Genomic DNA, 22,449 nt, shown 5'->3' with positions numbered 1-22,449 from the left:
ATTAATTAGTTTATTGAAGTTAAGCTGGTAGTGTCAATTATCGTGATTGAAGCATCTTCTATGAGTAAAACAATCGTAGAATCTTATTTGGTATTACCGTATACATTAAATGAATTATTATTCTGTAGTGAAGAGCTATCTAAAAAGTGATTTTTTATTCAAAGTCTCCTGCACTTAATATTATCGACACGTTTTATCTGAGTGCTTCCTTACTTTCCAAAAGAAGTGGTTGTTATGGCTTTGTCATATGTTTTGTCTTATTTTACTCTTTGTGTTTTATTCAAGAATAAAATGTAAAAGGGTATCCATCCTATTTTTCTTTTTGAACGCCTTCAGCTTTCATATTTACATTGAACATCAACAACCTAAGAAGTTAATTGAATCCAGAAAAAAAGACCGTGGTTTGATTGTATAAGCCATCTATCTGCTAATTGATAGTAACTTTTTTCATCCACGATCCTATTCAAATTTCTTCTTTTTCCCATTCATCAGAAATTATACATTTTTTGAGGAGAAAAACGACGAGGTAATTAAGATGTTATTCTTTTATGGAGTAATAGCTGCTGTCATTCACTATTAGAGGATAATTGATATTTTCTGCCCGTTTCTAAGATAACACGATCTTTTTTTGTTTTTAATATGGCTGTACGGGCTAATTGGGTCTCAAATGTACCATAAGAAACAGATAATCTAAGCTTACGCTTATTTCTAAAGGTGACAATCGTCTCTCTTGGATTATTTTTCGCAAAACTGTCTACATGAGCATGTGAAATCCACATACAATGATCTCTTTCTGGAGAGGTTGTAGGAAAAACAAAGATTGAAAATGCTCTTTCAATTTCGATGGGAGCTTTATGAGTATATCCGGTTAATGACTTTGTCCCTTTTCTCTGCCCTTCATAATCATAACCAAAAAATTCGCAGCTTCTTTTCACCACATCAATGGGTTTACATGGAGTAATATATTCTCCTCCATCTGATTCAAGTACAAAAGAATAGAACTCTCCTTTAAACACAATTGGTCTAACATACAATGTGTTCGGGTTAATCTCATAATCTTCAACCAAAACTGCACTCTCCATCCAATGCTTCATTTCCTCATTTGAAATGATCTTTACGGTTTCTTCTGCTTGCCTCACATAACCACCCTTTCATTACAATTTTTACCACCACATATAAAATACCATAAATTGGACTTTAGTAGGATTTTTTCACTAAAAATTCATAAATAAGAAAACCTCTATATAGCTTCTTCCTCATTCATCTCGCTATTTTGCTCCTTCACTTCTTATAAATAATAATCAACAATAATAATCAACATCGCCTACTAAGAAGGTTTAAAAAATTTAATTTTAATTTTCTAATTTTTATAGTTGATTTTTATCTGAAAATTCTGTATAGTTATAAAAAGGTCTTAGGGGTGATGCTTCATGAATCATGAACAATCATACACAGAAAAGATGAAATCCTCAGCAATGCACAAGCATTTAGGAAAAGAAACTTATATGTCTGAACTCTACGTCGATATGATCCTTCAAGAAGCTCTTCTGAAAAGTGAGAAAGAAAAATTGCTTTTGAAAATTGATGAAGCTCTAGATCAAAGAAATGAAAAACTTTTTTACCAGTATAGTAAAGATTTAATTGCACTTACTAAGCAATTCGGAACTTAATACATGAAAAAGGCAATCTCACCTTTTGAGATTGCCTTTTTTCTTTGTATTTAACTGTTTAATCAAGCATGTTAACAATACCTGTTACTTATCCACTTTCTTATGTTCACTTTTGTAGTTATCTAGAGTTGAAATTCTTTCTAACATCGTTGGATGGCCATAGCGAAAAATCTTCACTAACCACGGTGGATTGACTTGGCTTAATGATGATTTAGCTAGTTCTTGAAAAGTATTCACAGCAGCATCTTGATCTTCAGTCATTTTTATCGCATAGTGATCAGCACGGCTTTCTTGGTAACGAGAAATACTATTATCTAACGGACTAGAGAGAAATGTTAATAAAGATAAAACACATAAAAATAAAGGAAGCGAAGATAGACTATTCATAGAAGTTATATGAAGATGTGTACCCCACCTTTTCATTACAAACTCCATTAATTTAGCTGTTAACCACAATCCTACGAAACCAAATAATGCATATAAAGCAATTCCGATATAGATATGTTTTTCTACGTAATGTGCCATCTCGTGAGCCATAATAAACAATATTTCATCGTCATCTAACTTATTTAAGGTTGTATCCCATAAAACAATACGAGAATTAGAACCAATCCCTGTAACATAAGCATTCATCGTATTTGTTTTAGATGCCATATTTACTTCAAATACATGTTCTGCAGGAATATTCGCTTCCTCAGCAAGAGCTAATATTTTCGCTTCAAGCTCTTTATTCTTTAACGGATAAAAGTCATTATAAAGTGGATCAATAACAACTGGCTTAACAAACATAAAGAACAACATAAAAGGAATGGATAATACCCAAAGATACAGCCACCATCGTTTCACACTTTTATTAACAAAATAATAAAACACTAAAACAACCAAAAACATAATTCCAAAATTCACCCAAAAATCGATCAGTTCATCCTTCATCCAAAGTGAAAATGACTGCGTTGCTAGTCCATATTTTTCAGACAAATAATAGCTTACATAATTAAAAGGAAAAAAAGCTACAAAAGAAAGTAAGGACAAATAAAAAAAGTAAATAAGCTTTTGAATTATAGATTTAGAAGATATAGCTAGGGACGATTTCATCATTTTATCAGAAAGACCGACTGCTAAAATTAAAAAGTAAAATAACCATTCAAATGGCGTCTCGATAAAGTACAAGAAATTTTTAATCTGAGAAAATTGTTCACTTAATAAAAGCTGCTTTTCATTCATAAATGTAGCTGAATCGGCACTTGTATTCTGATAGTCTAAAGGAATTGAGGTATCAGATAAGTGAAATATATATAAATATACCAATATAATCGTGCATATATATATTCCAATAGACGTTCTTACGGATTTAATCATATATTTTCCTCCCCACTGTATACAAGCCTCCTTATTATTGTAGTACTAAACAGAAAAATTAGAACCTAATAGCAAGATTCGCTTTTCTTTTTTCCTACTACCAAACCGGAAAAATTCATATAAATTTCAATGTTTTACCTATTTTATCACTCTTTACCAATAGGATGTGTTGTATGATTAATATATCATGTAGCAACGTATAGATTGGAATCGGGGTGGAGAAATGAAAAAGCTTTATATTACTTTTTTCACATTATTAATAATTGGAATCGGGTCCGGCATTTATTATTTTACCGGATACAAGCAGTCAAAAATGGCTTTTCCCGAAGATGTTGTTTTACATACACCAAAGGGTGAACCATATACATTTCAAAATCTATCTCCTAAAATTAGATTGGTTGAATTCATGTATACACAATGCCCAGATGTTTGCCCAAACACTACCTATCAAATGAAGCAATTACGTGATCAACTAACCAAAGATGGCGTATTCGGTAAAAAAGTCGAATTTCTAACAGTATCATTTGATCCTAAAAGAGATACTCCAGAAGTTCTTACCCATTACTCCAAAACCTTTGATATCGAGAAAACAAAAGGATGGTATCTACTTAGTGGGAAAAAAGAAGATATAAAAAAATTAACCGATAGCTTCGAATTCTTGTTTCGCGATCCTGGTACAGGTCAGTTCATTCATTCTAGCGCAACCTATTTGCTAGATGAGAAAAACAAAGTAATAGAAGTTTTTGGGATGGGCGAAAAAGATTTTGATCAAGAGAAAGTTTACAAAAAAATAATGAAACAAATTTAAATACTCTTAAAAGCATAACGTATAAAGGGGCAGTCTCAAAATGATTCTAATCATTTTTGAGACTGCCCCTTTGCTTAAATGTTACCTGTTTTGAAAATACATTAAAAGGACCGGTGACGTTTTTTCTTATTACACTAGCATTGCTCTATCGTTGTTCATTTGCTCTCCACGAATTCTTTGGAATTCGTTTAATAATTTTTCAATAGTAAGATTTTGTTTTTCTTTTTCGTTGCTTGTAAAAATGATTTGACCCTTATCCATCATAATAAGGCGATTTCCTAAATCAAGAGCTTGCTGCATATTATGAGTAACCATCAATGTTGTTAAGTGATACTCTTCTACAATAGATTTCGTTAATTGAGTAATTAATTCAGCTCTTGAGGGATCAAGAGCCGCTGTATGTTCATCTAATAAAAGAATTTTTGGCTCAGTAAAAGTTGCCATTAACAGTGAAAGCGCTTGACGCTCTCCACCTGATAGTAAACCAACCTTAGCATTTAATCGATTTTCTAATCCAAGATGAAGTGTTTCTAATTTTTCTTTAAAGAAATCTTTGCGCTTCTTTGTTACACCAAATCGAAGACCGCGTTTTTTATTACGAGAATAGGCAATAGCCATATTTTCTTCAATCGTCATCGTAGGAGCTGTTCCCGCCATGGGGTCCTGGAATACTCGGCCTATATCGATAGCACGTTTATGTTCGGATAAGCCCGTGACATTTTTTCCATCAATTGAAATACTGCCGATATCAGGAAATAATTTACCGGAAACCATATTCATTAATGTTGATTTCCCAGCGCCATTACTACCTATAATTGTAACAAAATCACCTTTTGCTAATTCCAAATTGATATTTGTAAGAGCCATTTTTTCATCTGGCGTTCCTTCATTAAATACTTTATAAATCTGTTTTAGCTGAAGCAACTTGGTCACCTCCATTAAATACAGCTGTTTCATTATTAAGCTGTAATTCTTGTAATCTGCGTTGTTTTCGACCCCTTGCTTTTTGTTTTTCAATTACTTTAGGAAGAATAAGGGCAATGATAACTATAATAGCTGTAATCAGCTTTACATCTCCCGTATCAAGGAATTCAACCTGCATTGCAAGCGAAACTACAATTCGATAAATGACAGCTCCACCGATTACTGCAAATGTTGCTCTAACGATGGTTTTAGCTCCAAAAACAGCTTCACCAATAATTACAGAGGCTAGACCAATAACGATCATACCAATACCCATTCCAATATCACTAAAACCATTGTATTGAGCGATTAATCCCCCTGATAAAGCAACTAAACCATTTGAAATACCTAATCCTAATACTTTCATACTACTTGTATTAGCGGAAAAACTATGAATCATGCTTTCATTATCACCTGTAGCACGAAGTGCAAGGCCTATTTCTGTTTTTAAGAAAGCATCAATAATAAACTTAAGAACAAATGTTACAACTAACATTACTAGTAAAATACCCCATCCAGCAGGTATTGCCCCTTCTAATCCAACAGATCCAAGAATGCTACTAGCAACATCATTCAAGCCTAGCGATGACCATCCATCACGAATTTTTGTCATAAGTGTATCTTCTGTTAATAACGGAACATTAGATTTACCCATAATTCTCAAATTAATAGAGTATAAGGCTATCATCATTAAAATTCCTGATAATAATGGATTAATATTTCCTTTTGTATGAAGAAGACCAGTCACTACTCCTGCTAAAAATCCTGCTACCAACGCAGCGAGTGTAGCGATTAATGGATGATATCCATTTACTATTAAAATAGCGGCTGTAGCTGATCCAGTAACGAAACTTCCATCAACCGTCAAATCTGGAAAATCTAATATTCTAAATGATAAATAAACGCCTAGTGCCATAATGGCATATATCATTCCTGCTTCAACCGAACTAAAAATTGCTCCAGGCATATATCTCTTCCTCTCTAAAATGATGTATAAATTGAAACAATCATAGGTGTAAGGAAATGCATTTCCAAACAGTACTTTTTTTATGGCTGTTTTTACAAACATTGTTGCCTTTTAACAAGGAGTAAATATAGTTGAATTTTGCTCTATGATGTTCACTTTTCGTGGAAGTCTTGCACTTTACATTTCATTCAACCGTCCTTTTATCCACTGGTTTTTATTAATCGAACGTATTGAAAAGCAACAATCTTTTAAAAAACAGACTTTACAATCAATTAAAGCGCTATTTTAAACTAAACGAATGTCTATTTCCTAATATAAAAGGTTTAAGGCTGACTTATTTGGAGTTACTTTTTCATTTTGCTAGAAAAGTAAATCTCTTTTTAGTCAGCCTTTGTTATACAGAAAGCATATCTTAATGAATCTAGAATACTGTTTAGCTCAAGCAGAACTCGCTCCTATTGTTTAACCGATTCCGTCAAGATTAAAAATTTGATAGTAATCTATGACAAATCTGCGTCCCAATATAACAGGATATTTTTGAAATAGTCAAAAAATATTCATTGAATCAAAGCATTACTTGATTACTTCAGCATCTTTTAACCATTCTTCTTTTAATTCAATACCCATTTCTTTTGCTGCTTTTTCATTGATTACGAGTTTCAATGTTTTAGGATATTCAGCTGGAATTTCAGAAGGTTTCTTACCATCTTTTAAAATTTTCGCAGCCATTTCACCCGCTTGGTATCCAATATCAGAGTAATTAAATCCATAAGCTGCAAATCCACCACGTTTAACTGAATCAAGCTCTCCTACGAATAAAGGAATATCCTTTTCATTTGCAACCATTACAACAGATTCTAGGGCTGATACAACTGTATTATCTGTAATGATATAAATCGCATCTACTTTACCGACTAAAGATTCAGCTGCTTGTTTCACTTCTGCTGAAGTAGAAACTGCTTTTTCTTCAAGTTTTAAACCCGCTTTTTCTGCTTCTTCTTTCATTTGTTTCACTTGAACAACTGAATTTTGCTCTCCAGCGTTATATACAGTACCTACTTTTTTCACACCTAGTTGTTCTGCCATAAATTTAATAGTGCTTGGAATGGCATCTGGATTTCCATCAGAAGTACCTGTTACATTCCCACCTGGTTTTTCCATTGAGCTAACTAGTTTTGCTCCAACAGGGTCTGTTACTGAAGTAAATACGATTGGAATATCTTTTGTAGCATTTAAAGCAGCCGCAGCACTAGGAGTCGCATTAGCAAAAATTAAATCCACATTAGATGAAACAAAATTATTCGCAATTGTTAATGTATTATTTTGATCACCTTGAGCGTTTTGATCATCATACTCTACTTTAATCCCTTTATCTTCTAATGCTTGCTTAAATCCTTTACTTGCCTCATCAAGAGATGGATGCTGAACAAATTGTGTAAAACCAATTTTATATGTTTTTTCTTTATCCGAACTACCATTCTCTTTACCTTCATCGCTCTTACTATTACCACAGCCAGCAAGCAATAATGCTGAAAGTAAGCCTGCAGTTAATCCAAAAGCTAGTTTCTTTTTCATGCTTAAAATCCTCCTTGAATGTCTATAACGATATTTAGTGCATTTACGCTTTTTAGCTTTCTCGCTTTTGTGTGTTAAATTAAATTATAAACACTTCTAGTAAAATAGCAACAGATATATTTTAATTTTTTAGAATTTTTAAAACAAATTGAATACAAAGTATTCTTTTAAATCTCTAAAAAAACGACCCCTAAAAAGAAGGTCGTTTTTATTATCATGTTAACCTTGACTCGTTACGATTTCTTTTAAAGCACGACGAAGAATCTTACCTGTTGTATTCTTAGGTAGATCTTCTAAAAATTCAATTACAGTTGGAATTTTATACCTAGCAAGATGTTCTTGGCAGTAAGCATTGACATCCTCAACAGTTAAATCAGGGTCTTTTTTCACTATATATGCATGTACCGCTTCACCTTGATTAGGATCAGGTACTCCAACTACAGCTGCCTCTACAATACCTGGATGTGCAAATAATACTTCCTCTACTTCACGAGGATAAACATTGTAACCGCCAACAATTATAATATCTTTTTTTCGATCAACAATGTAAAAATAGCCATCCTCATCCATTCTAGCTAAATCACCTGTGTATAGCCAGCCATCTTTAATGGTAGCTGCTGTTTCTTCAGGCATTTTATAATAACCCTTCATTACATTAGGTCCTTGTACGACTAGTTCACCAACTTCTCCTACTGGTACATCTTCTCCCATTTCGTTTACGACTTTATTTCGTACATTTAAAATGGAAGTTCCGATAGATCCTGGTTTACGTGGTCGATCTAGAGGATTGAAGCTCGTTACTGGTGACGCTTCGGATAATCCATATCCTTCCGAGACGATAACGTTAAACTTCTGCTCGAAATTTTTTAATAATGCTACTGGCATGGATGATCCACCAGCAATACTTAAACGTAATGTTTTAAAGTCATCTGGATTTCCATCTGCTTGTAGAATAAAATTAAACATAGTAGGTACACCAGCAAAGATAGTTGCTTGATGTTCCTTTGAAATTCGATAAACTTCTTTAGGGCTGAATTTTGGAACGATTAATAAAGTTCCACCTTTTGTTAGAGGTGCGTTCATACATACGGTCATACAGAATACATGGAACATAGGTAATGTAGTAATAACACGGTCATCACTTGAAATCTTTAGGTATTCACCCACATCTCTAGCATTGCTATACAAATTCTTATGTGTCAGCATAGCACCTTTAGGTTTACCTGTTGTACCAGATGTATAAAGAATAACAGCTACTTCTTCTTCATCAATAGCTGGCTCATCAAACACATCCTGACCTAAGCCGATAACATTGTTGAAACCGATAAGTTTTGAGTAAACTTCCAATTTTGAAAGATCACTTTCCCCTTTGTATTCACCTGTTTCACAAATAATAAACTTCTCTACTTTAGCTAGATGCTTATGTAAGCCCTCTACTAGCGGAAGAAGTAAATCGAGTGTAATAACAGCTTTTACATCTCCATTAATTAGAATATAACTAATTTCATCTGCAGTATAAATCGGGTTAATAGGAATTACTTTTGCTCCAGCACGCAAAGCGCCATAAAACCCAATTAAAAAATGAGGGGAATTACCTGTAATTAATGCTACATGATCTCCCTTTTGAACCCCAAGCTTTGACAATCCACAAGCAAACATTGTTACTGCTGCATCTAATTCAGCATACGTTTTTTGTTGATCAAGAAAATGATAAGCGATTCTTTCTCCATTAACTAAAGCGGTTTCGTGAAGCTGAGACGATAAATTCATAATATTCCTCCCTTTTTAGAAAAACCGTCACATATCAAAATCGTAAATTAAATTGTAAATTCCATCTTCTTTAACCATGCCTTTCATGCCAGTTATCCCCCAAAAAAGATATACAATGAAATAAACGAAAAAACAAATGAATGAACGGTCACTCATTCCCCTCTCTTATTATTATAGTGCAAGAAATTTTATCCATCAATATAAAAAATTACTAATTATAACATTTAATATATAGAAAGAAAAAAACTAACTCAAAATATGCTAATTACGCATTTGAGTTAGCTAATTCTTATCGTGTTAAACATTTTATCTATATATTTTGTTATCAATATATCAAGCGAACAATTTCATCTAATGTTACATTTCCAAAATAATGTTTTACATTTACATCGTTTAGAGCCGATTCGATTGCAGATTTTTCATATTGAACACCTTTAAGTAATGCTTCAATATCTGATACATCACCAACTCCAAAGAAATCACCAAATATTTTACATTCTTCAATCTTACCTTTTTTAACCTCTAAACGAAACTCGATAAGTCCAACAGGAAATCTATTTGAATGTTGTACGTTAAAGTTAGGTGATTTTCCGTAATTCCAATCCCAGTTTTGATATCGTTCTTCTGACAATTTATAGATGTTTCTCCAATCTTCTTCAGTCAAAACATATTCAGGTATTTCCTCAGATCCTTCAAATATGTTTTTCAAGAGCTCTTCTCTAAACTCTTCAATCGTCATTTTTTTATCTAAAAACTCTGTAATATTTGCAACACGACTTCGAACCGATTTAATCCCTTTAGATTCAATTTTATCTTTTCTCACTTTTAATGCTGAAACAACATGATCCATTTCTGAATTAAATAATAAAGTACCGTGACTAAACATTTTCCCTTTTGTTGAAAATTGAGCATTACCCGATATTTTTCTACCTTCTACAAGTAAATCATTTCTCCCACTTAATTCAGCATTTACACCCATTTTGCGTAATGCTTTTACTACAGGTTCAGTGAACTTTTGGAAGTTATGAAAACTATCGCCGTCATCCTTTGTTATAAAGCTAAAATTTAAATTTCCTAAATCATGATACACTGCTCCTCCACCGGATAGTCTTCGTACGACTTTGATTCCTTGTCCTTCAACATACTCAGTGTTAATTTCTTCAATTGTATTTTGATTTTTACCAATGATAATGGACGGGGCATTTATGTAAAACAATAGATAGGATTCATCAATATTTAAATTCTTAAGTGCATACTCTTCGATAGCTAAATTAATTTGCGGATCAGTTATTCCTTTATTATCTATAAAAAGCATCGTATATCCTCCATTTTTTCTATGATCAACTAAAAAGCTCTAGCTTCATTATAATCAAACCATTCACTACATCTCAATCACTTCGCTTATAAGAAAAATGTTACAGAATCTTTGTATTCTCGTTTTTATCTTTTCTTCTTCGCAATTGCTATCCATCGACTTTTTTGATAATTCTTTTCACTGAACTTACTTATAAATAATAATCTTTTAAAAAACAACCTAAAAAATGATAATAACAAATATTCCTAAACTATTTAGAGTAATTTACTTCAACGTAGACTATGATTGCCATGCTTTCGTTAGCACTTCTCTCTCAAAAGTCTCAAAGATTATAACGCATTCATTTCTATTATAAAATCAACAGTTTTCTATTACAGAACTCATTCTTAATGCATTTGCTGTTCTATATTAGAGTATGGGCATATTAATTATTTTTAAAATTGTTATAAAACATTTGTTGACATTTCACCATCTGTTATAATACAATACAATTACACTAAAAGTTACTGTCATAACTTGAACTATTAATTTCTGAACAATCAGAACTCAGGAGGTAATGAATATGCTACAAAGCAGCGTTGAATTCTTCAAGAATTTACCACCAAAGAAATGTACTGAATGTGGAAATAAAATTGAAGAACAGCATGAATGCTACGGCAACAAATGCGATCAATGTAATTCTTACTAAATTGGGCTAGTCAAAATACATGTAAGTATTTTGCTTCCATATTTGTGATGTCAGTTTTCTGACTCATACTCCCTCTTTGCTTTTGTATGTACACCCCTAACTCGTACATACAAGAAAAAGAGATATTCATAGAATATCTCTCGATTTTAAAACCAGACAGTCCTATGATGTCTGGTTTCTTTTTTTTATATCAGCCTTTTTATATGAACCTAACTTTCTACTATACTAATGCAAATAAACTTTTTGAAAGAAATCAGATGTTTCGACTATCTTGCAATAGATATTCTCTGTTAAATATTTAACTCTTGTGCAATTTAAAAAGTGTTCGCTACGTCTACAACTGAATTCAAGCCATCAGCTATAATTTCTTTTGCTCTATCTTTATATTGATTATGTCCTTCAATGACAACTGTTGTAATATCAGTAACCCCAATCATACCTAATAATGTTTTCGTATATCGGATGGCTATTTCTTGATCAGCAAAAGCTTTGTTTGAATAATCTCCTCCACGAGCATGAAGTAGAACTACTCGTTTATTTCCCGCTAATCCAATTGGTCCTTTAGACGTATATGTAAAGGTTTTTCCTGCTAACGTAATGTATGATAGATATGAAATAAGAGGAGAGGGTACAGTTCCATTCCATAACGGGAAAGCAAAGACAATCTTTTCTGCTTCTAAAAACTGATTCAAAAATTGATCTACGAATTGTACAGCCGTTTTTTCCCCCTCTGTCAATTCCAGCCCTTTTTGTCTTTTGTTTATTCCTTCAATTGCTGAATTTCCATAATACGGTGGGTTTACTTGAAATAAATCTAATTCATCAATCGTATCTATTGGGTTTGCTTTTTTGTATGTATTCAAGAATAATTCATACATTGATATGCTTACAGATTGTTCTGCTGGGCGATCATTTGCTTTTATGAAAAGTACATTTGACATATTTCATCCCTCCATTGATGTTTTAATCCATGATTTCCCCAATTATTATTTTAATATAATTATAACCCTATATACATCTTTAGTTAGTCCTATTTTATTTGCACACCATACTAAAAAAAGCTGTGATGAAAGTTTTCATCACAGCTTTTTAAGTCATAGCTTATACAGATGCTGCTTCTTTTGAATTCATATTATGATACGTTCTTTTATATTTGAACATGAAATAATATAATGTTCCAGCCATAAACAGCAATACGAAAATAGCAAGAATACCTACGTTCATCCATAATGTGTGGATATTTCCGCTTGTGATAGCTGCTTTAAATCCTTGTACTGTATAAGTCATTGGTAAAAATGCATTGAACCATTGTAATGGTCTTGGAATCAATTCTAATGGGAATGTTCCAGCACTTGTTGTAAGTTGCAAAATTAAAATGATAATCGCAACAAATCGTCCAGGGTTTGCAAAACATGTTACAAAGAACTGTACAAGCGTTATAAAGGTTAAGCTTGTTATAATGCTAAACAGTATAAACAATGGAACACTTTGCACTTCAATTTTCAAACCAACTAATAGAATGGCTGAAGCAATTAGCGCTTGAATAATTCCTACACCTACTAATACTCCTAATTTACTAAAATACCAAGAAAAAGCATTTTTCGGTTTAATAGCTGGCTCAACTAATGGATACACGATTGAAAGAAGTAATGCTCCAACGAATAAACCAAGTGATAAGAAATATGGAGCAAAACCAGTACCATAGTTTGGAACATGATTAACAGCTTTTTTCTCAACTTCTAGAGGTTGTGCCATCATATCAAATGTTTGATCATCTGCTTTTACACTTGAGCTTTCATCTGCAGCTTCATTTAAAGCCGTTTTAAATTCTTTCGAACCATCCTTAGCGGTTACAGTACCTTCAGAAAGTTCTTTCGCACCAGAAGAAAGCTTAGAAGCTCCATCTGCTAATTGTCCAGAACCATCAGCTAGCTGTGTAACACCACCTGATAGTGTTTGTAAGCCTTGATTTAGTGTTTGTGATCCTTTTGTTGCATCACCTAGCTTGCTACCAAACTGTTCCATACCAGCCACAACTTTATTTTGTCCAGCTTGTAATTGACCTAAGCCATTTTTAAGCTCGCCACCTGCTGAACTCAATTGTCCTAAACCTTGCTGTAAAGCTGATGCCCCTTGATTTGCAGAATCAAGTCCAGTTGATAAACGTTGTGACCCAGCATATAATTCCTTAGCTGCTTGTGGAAGGGTTGAAGTCTTATTAGCTAATTCCTTACCACCTGCAGCAAGATTCTGACTACCTTTAGTAAGCTCTGCTAGAACAGCAGAAAGCTGCTGTTGAGCTTGTTCTGGTAAAGCTGCCATATATGGCTCTAATTTCGATTGTAGAGTTGCTAAACCACTATTTAATGCAGTGGCTCCTTTTGAAATCTCTGCGGCACCATTAGTCAATTCTGATGCATTACTATTCAATTGAGATAATCCAGCTTGTAACTGACCAGCACCATCTTTTAATTGAGCTGTACCATTAGCTAAATCGCCCATTTTAGAATATGCCGTATTGATACCAGCATTTAACTTTTCACTACCTGCCGCAACTTTATCTAAACCAGCTTTAACTTCTGTTGAACCACTTTGAAGCTGTCCTTGTGCTTGGCTAAGTAAACCGAGTCCAGTAGTTAGTTCCTGTGAACCGCTACTTAATTTTGCTACTCCATCATAGACAGTATCAACGCCACTTTTAAATTCAATTTGTTTAGCAGCTAATGTTGCCAGATTGTCTTTAATAGTTGTAGTACCGTCATTTACTTTAGTTAAACCATCATATAGTTCATTCGCACTATTACTTGCACTTTTAAAGCCATCTGCCATTGTTTGAATTTTTTCAAAAATAGTTTCTGAATATGTTTTTGTAATTTGCTCAGAAACTGCCGACTTAATTTTCTCTATTGCTGTTTCACCAATTTGAGCTGATAAAAAGTTATACCCTTCATTAGGCACATATTTCATTTCTAATTTTTTTGGTGTTTCATCAAGAATTGTTGTAGCGTTACTTGAAAAGTTTTTAGGAATTTCTACTAGCATATAGTAGTCTTGATCATCTAATCCTTTATAGCCTTCCTTTTTATCTACAAAGTGAAAATTAAATTGTTTATTCTCTTTTAAATTTTTCACCAATTCATTACCGAGGTATAGCTCTTCACCTTCAAAGGAAGCACCATTGTCACTATTTACAACAGCAACAGGTAAATCCTCTAGTTTTGCATACGGATCCCAAAATGCCCATAGGAACATTCCAGCATATAAAATTGGAATGAGCATGACTGCAATAATAGGAATCAATAGATGTTTATCCTTACCTATTGCTCTCAATTCCCCTAAAAATGATTTTCCTTTCATAGCTTCCCCCTCCATGAACACATGACCACTTTATTCATTTGGTCATCTAATTGTATATAATGAGGATTATCAGTCAGTTGATAATCCTTTTAAAATGAAAAGCTGTAAAAGCTTTGCAATTTCCTCTTTCTCTAATGGTTCATGATTTTTTTCCCAATCAAATATTAAGGCACTGTACATTTTAAAAATAAGAAATGCAGATAGCTCTGAATTTGAAACGGTAATTTCTCCTTTATTCATCGCCATATCTACTTTCTCTTTTATGTACGAAACAATTGCTCTTTCTATTTCATTTACCATTTGAGCAACTGCAGGTGTACCAATTTCTTTCTCCTCTTCAAGAAGCTTCATCATAAATTGATGTTTCGTTCGATACTCCAAAATAGCAAATAAAGCTGTATGAACATTTTCATGAAATGATTTCGTTGGTATAATACTTTCTTCAGCTACCATTTTCATTTCAAGAATTAGAGAATGAACAATTTCTTGAAAAAGCTGTTCCTTATTAGTAAAAAAGTTGTAGATAGTTCCTTTACCTACATTTGCCAATCTGGCAACTTGATCCATTGTTGTTGCTTTATATCCAAATAGTGTAAACGACTTTGTAGCTGCTTCAACAATTTGTTGCTTTCGATCCACAGACATCTTATCACCTCTTTTACTTCAAGACATTCACAATCTGATTGCTATAGCTAACATTTTGACTAAATGACCAAATTAGTCATTTAGTACAAAAAAGAATATAACACAATACATTTTGCAATGCAATCTTTTCGTATTTTTTTTAAAAATTTTCCCTTTTTCCCTGAGCCTCATTCACTTCAAAATTTCAATTCTCTTACTTATATCAAAGAAATTTTACCCATTATTCATTAAAATAATTCGCTCTAACAAGGCTATTTTTACGTAGTTAAAACTAAATTCAGCAAGCAAAACCCATATACCTTCTTATTCCCTATTCATACTTTAAAAAACCATCACCATTTCTCATGAACATATTTTGTTATCTTTATTTCACATGAAAAGCGTAAACGCCATTTAAAGACGTATAGACTAGAGCTCTTCGACTGAGATACAGTGAAACTTTGCATAGTCGAGTCTGAGCATTAAACGTATTTATAAAATATCTCTTTATGATAAACATGAGAGGCATCTCAAAAGTGATTAATAATCAGCTCTGAGATGCCTCTATTAAGGGATAACTACTATATTGAAATCTTATACTTGTACCACTTCTATTTGTCTCGCTCTTTTATCTTCCAAAAATTGCAACACATTTTGAACAGCAACTTCCCCCTGATCAATACAATCAGGTAGACCTAAACCATTAAAAGAAGCACCTGACAAAAAGACACCTGGTAAATTAGATTTTACTGCATCATTCACGGCATCAATTCTTTCTTTGTGACCAACTGTATATTGTGGCATTGAGTCTTTCCATCGCGAGACTACAGAGAAATCTGGTGTATGTGTTATATTCATTGTTTTACTTAAGTCTTCTAGTACAATCTTAATAATTTCTTCATCTGGTAAATCTACAATCGTCTCATTTCCAGGACGTCCGACATAACATCGTAATAACGCTTTTCCTTTTGGTGTTGTATGTGGCCACTTTTTATGAGTCCATGTACAAGCAGTGATAGAGTAATCACTGTTTCTTGAAACTACAAATCCTGTGCCATCTATGTCTTTTTCGATAGCACTCTCATCAAAGGCTATAGCAACATTAGCAACACTTGTAGAAGACATATCTTTAAAAATGTTCATAAAAGGATAATCAGAGAACATACTCTGCGCCTTTTGATGTGGTACCGTTACGATTACGGCATCAGCCGTCATACATTCATTATTATTTAATAGTAAACGATATACCTTATTATCTTTTACGACTTTATTCACTTTGATATTTTTATAAACTGTACCTTCTTCTAATGAAGACTCAATAGCTTGAATAAAAGAGTACAAACCATTCTTAAATGTAAGAAACATTCCTTTTTTAGACGACTTTCCAGTTTCGATGTTTTTCTGTTTTGGACGTGGAGGCGTACCCAATTTCATACCAACTATGAGACTCCGATATTTACGTTCTACTTGATAGAATTGTGGAAAAGTAGACATTAAGCTTAATTGATCAATATCACCTGCATAAATACCCGATAATAAAGGTTCTATTAAGTTTTCTACTACTTCATTCCCCATGCGTCTTCTAAAAAATCCGCCTAATGCTTGATCTCCTTCTTCCTTCGATCTCGGAAGGATAAAATCGGCTGCCGCACGAAGCTTACCAATAGGTGAAAACAAGCCCGTAGTAATGAATGGACCTATTTCAGTTGGAATTCCCATTATTGACCCACCAGGCATCGGGTGAAGCTTTTCTCTAGCAAGAACATACGATTTACCAGCTGTATTATTAACCAATTGGTCCTCCATGCCTACCTCTTTAGCTAATCTAGCTGCACTTGTTTTTCTTTCTAGAAATGAATCTGGCCCCTTTTCAATAACAAAACCATCTTTTAAAACAGTTTGTACTTTTCCCCCTAGACATGGTGCAGCTTCTATTAAAGTTACTTCAAGAGGCAAATCCTCATCCCGTGCCTCTTTTTGTAAATAGTAAGCCGCTGTTAATCCGGTAATTCCTCCCCCAATAATTACTACTTTTTGCTTGTTTGTATTAGCCATTGGATCTCCTTCTTTTAACAGTAGTCTATTTCTAGTAATAAAAACTGGCGCTATCACTCCCCTGTCAAAGTATAACCAACTTAAAACATAATCAAAGGAAGATCAAGCGCCAGTAAGAACTCGATTATTGAACGAAAATCAGTGCTTGGTATAGTTATACCTTACCGATTAATAGATCAATTATTTAATTTGTTTAATACAACTGTCGCCATCGCATCAATAAAATCTGGATGAGAGTTAGGCATTGCTGGACGATAGTATGAAACATTTAATTCATCCGTAATTACCTTACATTCATAATCATTATCGTAAAGCACTTCTAAATGTTCTGCTACAAAACCAACAGGAATATAGACGAATGCTTTATATCCATGATTTTCAAATAAATCTTTCGTTAAATCTTGAACATCTGGTCCTAACCAAGGTTCAGGTGTATTACCAGCACTTTGCCATCCAAGCGCTAGGTTTTTGACTTCAGCTGCCTTAGCGATTAGCTCAGCTGTTTCTCGTATTTGCTCAGGGTATGGATCATTCATTTGAACGATTTTCTCTGGTAAGCTATGAGCCGAAACAATTAATACATAATGATTCTTTTCTTCTTCTGGCATCTTCGCAACTGTTTCGCGCATACGATCTACCCAATATTGGATAAACTTCGGTTCATCATACCAGCTTTCTACACAGGTTATAGCTGGTCCACCAATTTTTTCAGATTGTTCAATTGCTCGTCCATTATATGATTTCACACTAAAAGTAGAAAAATGAGGTGCAAGAACAATACTTACCGCTTCTTCAATTCCATCTTCCTTCATTTGCGTTACAGCATCTTCAATAAATGGTTCAATATGCTTTAAACCGATATATGATTTGAATTCAATTTCATCTTGAAGTGAATTCAATTGATTTTCCAATGATTTTGCTTGTTGCTCTGTTATAGCAGCAAGTGGTGAAATACCCCCTATTGCAACATAACGCTCTTTTAAATCTTGAAGCATTTCAGGTGAAGGCTTTCTTCCATGTCGAATATGAGTGTAATATCTTTCTATATCTTCTTCTTTATATGGCGTACCGTAAGCCATAACTAATAATCCCATTTTCTTTTTCATATAATAAGTCCACCTTTGTTTATTACTTTACCATTATCAAATAATGAAAATATAAGAATATCAAAACATCAAGAATTCTTTGATGCTGAATAATTATGAATAAAATCTGTTAATCTTTTAAGTGTATCTGGATTTACTTCAGGGAACACTCCATGTCCAAGGTTAAAAATGTACCCTGGTTGTTCCATACCTTGATCAATTATTGCTTTTGCTCTCTCCTCGATAACATCCCATGAAGACAATAAAATTGCTGGATCTAGGTTTCCTTGAACGGTCTTAGTTATCCCCATTTCTCGAGCTTCGCTAATTGGTAATCTCCAGTCAAGTCCAACAACATCTAGTGGAAGGTCATGCCACTCTAATGCTAGATGACTTGCGCCAACCCCAAACATAATTAACGGAACATTCTCTTCCTTTAAACTAGATAAGATACGATGCATAACTGGTTTTATAAACACTTGGTAATCCGCTCTATTTAAAGCACCTACCCATGAATCAAAAATTTGAATTGCTTTAGCTCCTGCCTTTATTTGAGCTTTAAGATAAATAACAGTCATATCTGCTAACTTGTCCATTAAAGCAAACCAAGCCTTTGGTTCTGAATACATAAATGCCTTTGTTTTGTTATAATTCTTTGAAGGGCCACCTTCGATCATGTATGAGGCTAATGTAAATGGAGCACCTGCAAACCCGATTAACGGAACGGATAATTGTTCTTGAGTTAAAAGCTTAATTGTTTCAAGTACATAAGGAACATCCTCTTCAGGTGTAATCGTTCCTAATTTTTCAACGTCAGCCAACGACTTAATTGGATTTGATATAACTGGACCGATTCCTGATTTAATTTCTACATCAACACCAATTGCTGGTAGTGGTGACATGATATCTTTATATAAAATAGCTGCATCTACACCATATTGTTCTACAGGAAGTCTAGTAACATAAGCACATAACTCTGGCTGATGAGTAATTTCAAATAAAGAGTATTTTTCTTTAATTTTTCGATACTCTGGTTGTGATCTTCCAGCTTGCCTCATATACCATACTGGTACATAATCTGTTTGCTCCCCTCTTGCTGCCTTTAAAAAAGTATCATTAAAAAGCTTTGACATCTAATATCCACCTTTCAAATGAGTAGTGCTGTTCATCATAAATTGTTATTATTCAATATTAAGAAATCAGTCGATTGATGCCATTTTATCATAGAGTTTCTGAATATCTAAATTGTTGGCTCTAAATGGATTATTCAGTATTATAAAATATAAGGAGAGATTTCCAATAAAATATAGGTTAGAGCTAATGAAACAAGGATAAAATATTCTAATATGTTAACGTTTTCTTTCCACTTAATATCAAAATTCCATAATGATTGACATATAAATTCACTATATCTTTTTAAAATATACTTGTATAGATTTCGACAACATTTGTTGAAAAATTGACGTTTTTCAAACATTTCAGCATTTTTCCTTTTGCGTTTCATTCAAGCATTATGAAAATTTAAAATTTTTTCTAGGAGTGATTATTTTATGAAGCTGTTTATGACATCTGGTACTTTTGACTTTTTAAAAAATATGAAGTTAAAACATAAAGATCAGCATCTAATATTATTACATAATGGTAGTTCAACAAAACTAATCCAAGAAGCAGAAAAAAAGACTCTTTTTAAAGAGCCGAGAAAATTTGATATTGTCATTACAGTTGGAAATTTAATACAAGAAGGCTTTATTGTTATGAATAACGTACCTGTTACAGAAGAAGGTCGCCCTACATTTGAACATATGTTTAAAAATCGTGTAGGTGAAATTGAAAAACAGCCTGGCTTTATCGCATTCCGTGTATTAAGACCCATTAAATCTGAAACGTATATTATCCTAACGCAATGGGATAGTGAGAATTCATTCAATAATTGGAAAAAATCTTCATCTTTTTTTGACGCACATAGTAAACAAGAGAATCAGTCCATTATAGCTAACCCACAAAAACTATTTACTGGTGAATCATTTGTTTCAAAATATTACGTTCCAACCTTCGATGAAGAATAAGAACACCCCTTATCATTCTTTTTATTATTTCTTAAAACCAATAATAAACAACATTCACTCTTATTAAGAATGTTGCAGAAATTGGCGAGACTCCTACTTCCCACAAAAGAGTCTCGCTATTTTCGTTTATGGTTGTAAATCATAATTAATAACAAAAGAGCAAATCATTTAAAAGATTTCATATCTCACCAAAAACCTTCTCCTTCATATTCTGTAATAAGTATTCAGGCATATGCCTATTCATATGAAGAAGGAGGTTTATATATGGGAGTAGAACTTACACTCATTCACTGGATTTACGTAGCTTTTATTGTCGGTATAATAACACTAATGATTATGAAAAGAGATACTTCCTTGATATGTATCGTTGGGATTTTCACCATAGCTCTAGTCGCAACAAAAAGTCTTCCAAGCTCCATAAGTGGCGTTTTCAATAGTTTTACTTTTGCTATTACCGAATTACTCCCTACGATACTCATTATTTCTATCATCGTTTCAATGAGTAAGGTTTTAACTGATACAGGGATAAATGACGTCATGATTTCTCCCTTTACGAAGTTGATGAAAACCCCTACCCTGGCCTTTTGGACGATAGGGATCGTTATGATGATTACTTCTTGGTTTTTTTGGCCTTCTCCAGCAGTTGCATTATTAGGTGCTGTTTTACTTCCAGCTGCTATTCGTATTGGATTACCCGCACTTGGAGTTGCAATAGCCATGAATTTATTCGGTCATGGCATTGCCTTATCAGGGGACTTCGTCATTCAAGCTGCTCCCAAGCTAACAGGTGACGCAGCTGGAATTTCTACCAATGCCGTTATTTCTGCTAGTATTCCTCTTGTTATTGCCATGGGTGCAGTAACAACCCTAACTGCTTTTTGGTTTTTAAAACGTGATATAAAAAATAAAAAACTAATAGTTGATCACAGTCATTCGTATGAAAAAATAGCCTCCCCAATTCGAAATCTACTGTCTAACAATCAAAAAAAATGGCTTGCTCTTTTCATTCCAATCCTCTTCGCTTTAGACATTGTGGCTATGTATTTCCTAAAGCTGCAAGGAGGAGATGCCACTGCTCTAGTTGGCGGAACAGCCATTTTCATCCTCATACTATTAACCATGTTCTCTTATAAAAATAAAGGTCTAGAAAAAACAACTAATTATTTAATTGATGGATTCCAATTTGGTTTTAAAGTATTTGGTCCTGTTATCCCTATCGCAGCCTTTTTCTATTTAGGTGACTCAGGTTTCATTAAAATGATTGGAGAATTTCTTCCTAAATCATCTCATGGTATTGTTAATGATTTAGGTGTAGCTTTAGCTGCTACTGTTCCATTAACAAAAGAGATTGCTGCCATTACATTAACGATTGTAGGTGCCATTACAGGTCTAGATGGATCAGGATTTTCTGGTATATCACTGACTGGTTCAATTGCCAATTTATTTTCTAATTCACTTTCAACAGGTACGGATACATTGACAGCACTGGGTCAAATTTCGGCCATATGGGTTGGTGGAGGCACAATTATTCCTTGGGCATTAATACCTGTCGCAGCGATTTGTAATGTAAGTCCATTTGAGTTAGCTCGAAGAAATCTATTACCTGTACTAATTGGATTAATTGTCACAACTATTGTTGCGATGTTTTTAATTTAAGCTATTATCTAGAAAATCGTTATTTATTAATAGATCAATGAGAGTGCAAGGTGTGAGATCCCAAAGGCACAATGTGCCGAGGAGGGTCACCTGTCCCTTCCGGTGGAAAGCAAGCATCCTGGTGGAGAATTAAACTCCGACTATATTTACTACTAATTGTCTGTTATTCAAAGAAAAAAGAGGTGACAAACCAAACGGTTGGTAGTGACCCCTTAAAGTTAGAGTTTTTATTACGCAGCTGATTGGCTGGTTTGAGTTCGGTATTGTACGGGACTTAAACCAGCCAATTTCTGCTTAATGCGTTTGTCGTTATAGTAATCGATATACGCTTCGATTTTTCGTTTTAACTCATCGTACGATACTAATTCTTCTCCATAATACATTTCTTGTTTTAAAATCCCAAAGAAATTTTCCATTGTCGCATTATCTGCACAGGTTGCTTTTCTATACATACTCTGAAAAATATGATTCTGCTTTAATGTTTGAATCCA

At 33.6% G+C, this 22,449-nt stretch carries 19 protein-coding genes; 5 read left to right on the top strand and 14 right to left on the bottom strand.

Features of this window, described 5'->3' with window-relative positions; translation table 11 throughout:
* Positions 1–566: 566 nt before the first annotated feature.
* Entirely contained in the window at positions 567–1,139 is a 573-nt protein-coding gene (locus BN349_RS23015; protein ID WP_019240412.1) for a competence protein ComK, read from the bottom strand.
* A 291-nt stretch (positions 1,140–1,430) separates the two neighbouring features.
* Here BN349_RS23015 and BN349_RS01045 point away from each other — a divergent pair, with 291 nt between their 5' ends.
* Complete coding sequence (locus tag BN349_RS01045) at positions 1,431–1,670, top strand: IDEAL domain-containing protein (protein WP_019240411.1); 240 nt, start codon at positions 1,431–1,433, stop codon at positions 1,668–1,670.
* 84 nt (positions 1,671–1,754) lie between these two features.
* On the opposite strand, the gene BN349_RS01040 is transcribed toward BN349_RS01045, so the two are convergent.
* Positions 1,755–3,029, bottom strand: coding sequence for a M48 family metallopeptidase (locus tag BN349_RS01040; RefSeq protein ID WP_019240410.1), 1,275 nt, complete (start codon positions 3,027–3,029; stop codon positions 1,755–1,757).
* Positions 3,030–3,252: 223 nt separating this feature from the next.
* On the opposite strand from BN349_RS01040, the gene BN349_RS01035 reads away from it, so the two are divergent.
* Entirely contained in the window at positions 3,253–3,837 is a 585-nt protein-coding gene (locus BN349_RS01035; RefSeq protein ID WP_019240409.1) for an SCO family protein, read from the top strand.
* 129 nt (positions 3,838–3,966) lie between these two features.
* Here the strand turns inward: BN349_RS01035 and BN349_RS01030 are convergent, their stop codons facing one another.
* The 5 genes from BN349_RS01030 to BN349_RS01005 form a co-directional block, all read right to left on the bottom strand.
* Entirely contained in the window at positions 3,967–4,761 is a 795-nt protein-coding gene (locus BN349_RS01030; RefSeq protein WP_019240408.1) for an ABC transporter ATP-binding protein, read from the bottom strand.
* Positions 4,736–5,767 carry an ABC transporter permease gene (locus BN349_RS01025; protein WP_019240407.1) on the bottom strand — a complete coding sequence of 344 codons (1,032 nt, stop codon included), beginning with the start codon at positions 5,765–5,767 and terminating at the stop codon, positions 4,736–4,738. The genes BN349_RS01030 and BN349_RS01025 overlap by 26 nt, the downstream gene beginning before the upstream one ends.
* 573 nt (positions 5,768–6,340) lie before the next feature.
* Complete coding sequence (locus BN349_RS01020) at positions 6,341–7,342, bottom strand: ABC transporter substrate-binding protein (RefSeq protein ID WP_019240406.1); 1,002 nt, start codon at positions 7,340–7,342, stop codon at positions 6,341–6,343.
* A 219-nt stretch (positions 7,343–7,561) separates the two neighbouring features.
* Positions 7,562–9,112: a fatty acid--CoA ligase family protein gene (locus tag BN349_RS01015; protein ID WP_019240405.1), complete on the bottom strand. Its 1,551-nt coding sequence runs from the start codon at positions 9,110–9,112 to the stop codon at positions 7,562–7,564.
* Positions 9,113–9,437: 325 nt separating this feature from the next.
* Positions 9,438–10,427 (bottom strand): lipoate--protein ligase, encoded by a 990-nt coding sequence (locus tag BN349_RS01005; protein ID WP_019240403.1) that lies wholly within the window; start codon positions 10,425–10,427, stop codon positions 9,438–9,440.
* A gap of 562 nt (positions 10,428–10,989) precedes the next feature.
* Between BN349_RS01005 and yhfH the strand changes: the two genes are divergently transcribed.
* Positions 10,990–11,115, top strand: coding sequence for a protein YhfH (gene yhfH / locus BN349_RS25180; protein ID WP_019240402.1), 126 nt, complete (start codon positions 10,990–10,992; stop codon positions 11,113–11,115).
* A gap of 314 nt (positions 11,116–11,429) precedes the next feature.
* Here yhfH and BN349_RS00995 read toward each other — a convergent pair whose 3' ends face one another.
* The 6 genes from BN349_RS00995 to hemE all read right to left on the bottom strand — a co-directional run bounded on the left by BN349_RS00995 (position 11,430) and on the right by hemE (position 19,369).
* Complete coding sequence (locus BN349_RS00995) at positions 11,430–12,056, bottom strand: FMN-dependent NADH-azoreductase (RefSeq protein ID WP_019240401.1); 627 nt, start codon at positions 12,054–12,056, stop codon at positions 11,430–11,432.
* A 160-nt stretch (positions 12,057–12,216) separates the two neighbouring features.
* Positions 12,217–14,472, bottom strand: coding sequence for a YhgE/Pip domain-containing protein (locus BN349_RS00990; protein WP_019240400.1), 2,256 nt, complete (start codon positions 14,470–14,472; stop codon positions 12,217–12,219).
* A gap of 69 nt (positions 14,473–14,541) precedes the next feature.
* On the bottom strand, positions 14,542–15,117 hold the full coding sequence (locus tag BN349_RS00985; protein WP_019240399.1) for a TetR/AcrR family transcriptional regulator: 576 nt from the start codon (positions 15,115–15,117) through the stop codon (positions 14,542–14,544).
* 573 nt (positions 15,118–15,690) lie between these two features.
* Positions 15,691–17,151, bottom strand: a complete 1,461-nt coding sequence (gene hemY / locus BN349_RS00980) for a protoporphyrinogen oxidase (RefSeq protein WP_019240398.1) — start codon at positions 17,149–17,151, stop codon at positions 15,691–15,693.
* A 176-nt stretch (positions 17,152–17,327) separates the two neighbouring features.
* The gene (hemH, locus tag BN349_RS00975) at positions 17,328–18,257 is read right to left on the bottom strand and encodes a ferrochelatase (RefSeq protein ID WP_019240397.1); all 930 of its coding nucleotides are present in this window, start codon (positions 18,255–18,257) and stop codon (positions 17,328–17,330) included.
* A gap of 68 nt (positions 18,258–18,325) precedes the next feature.
* Positions 18,326–19,369 (bottom strand): uroporphyrinogen decarboxylase, encoded by a 1,044-nt coding sequence (gene hemE, locus BN349_RS00970; RefSeq protein WP_019240396.1) that lies wholly within the window; start codon positions 19,367–19,369, stop codon positions 18,326–18,328.
* Positions 19,370–19,786: 417 nt separating this feature from the next.
* Between hemE and BN349_RS00965 the strand changes: the two genes are divergently transcribed.
* Positions 19,787–20,302 (top strand): antibiotic biosynthesis monooxygenase family protein, encoded by a 516-nt coding sequence (locus BN349_RS00965; RefSeq protein ID WP_019240395.1) that lies wholly within the window; start codon positions 19,787–19,789, stop codon positions 20,300–20,302.
* Between the two features lie 264 nt (positions 20,303–20,566).
* Complete coding sequence (locus BN349_RS00960; protein WP_019240394.1) at positions 20,567–21,958, top strand: hypothetical protein; 1,392 nt, start codon at positions 20,567–20,569, stop codon at positions 21,956–21,958.
* 230 nt (positions 21,959–22,188) lie between these two features.
* Here BN349_RS00960 and BN349_RS00955 read toward each other — a convergent pair.
* Positions 22,189–22,449 (bottom strand): IS3 family transposase (locus tag BN349_RS00955; RefSeq protein WP_019240393.1); only part of this gene is annotated, 261 nt, incomplete at its 5' end.

The organism is Bacillus sp. AP8, from assembly GCF_000321185.1.
GTDB lineage: Bacteria > Bacillota > Bacilli > Bacillales > DSM-1321 > Bacillus_AD > Bacillus_AD massilioanorexius.
Note: the sequence above shows the minus strand (reverse complement) of the source record. Positions and strands in the feature narration are given on the sequence as shown.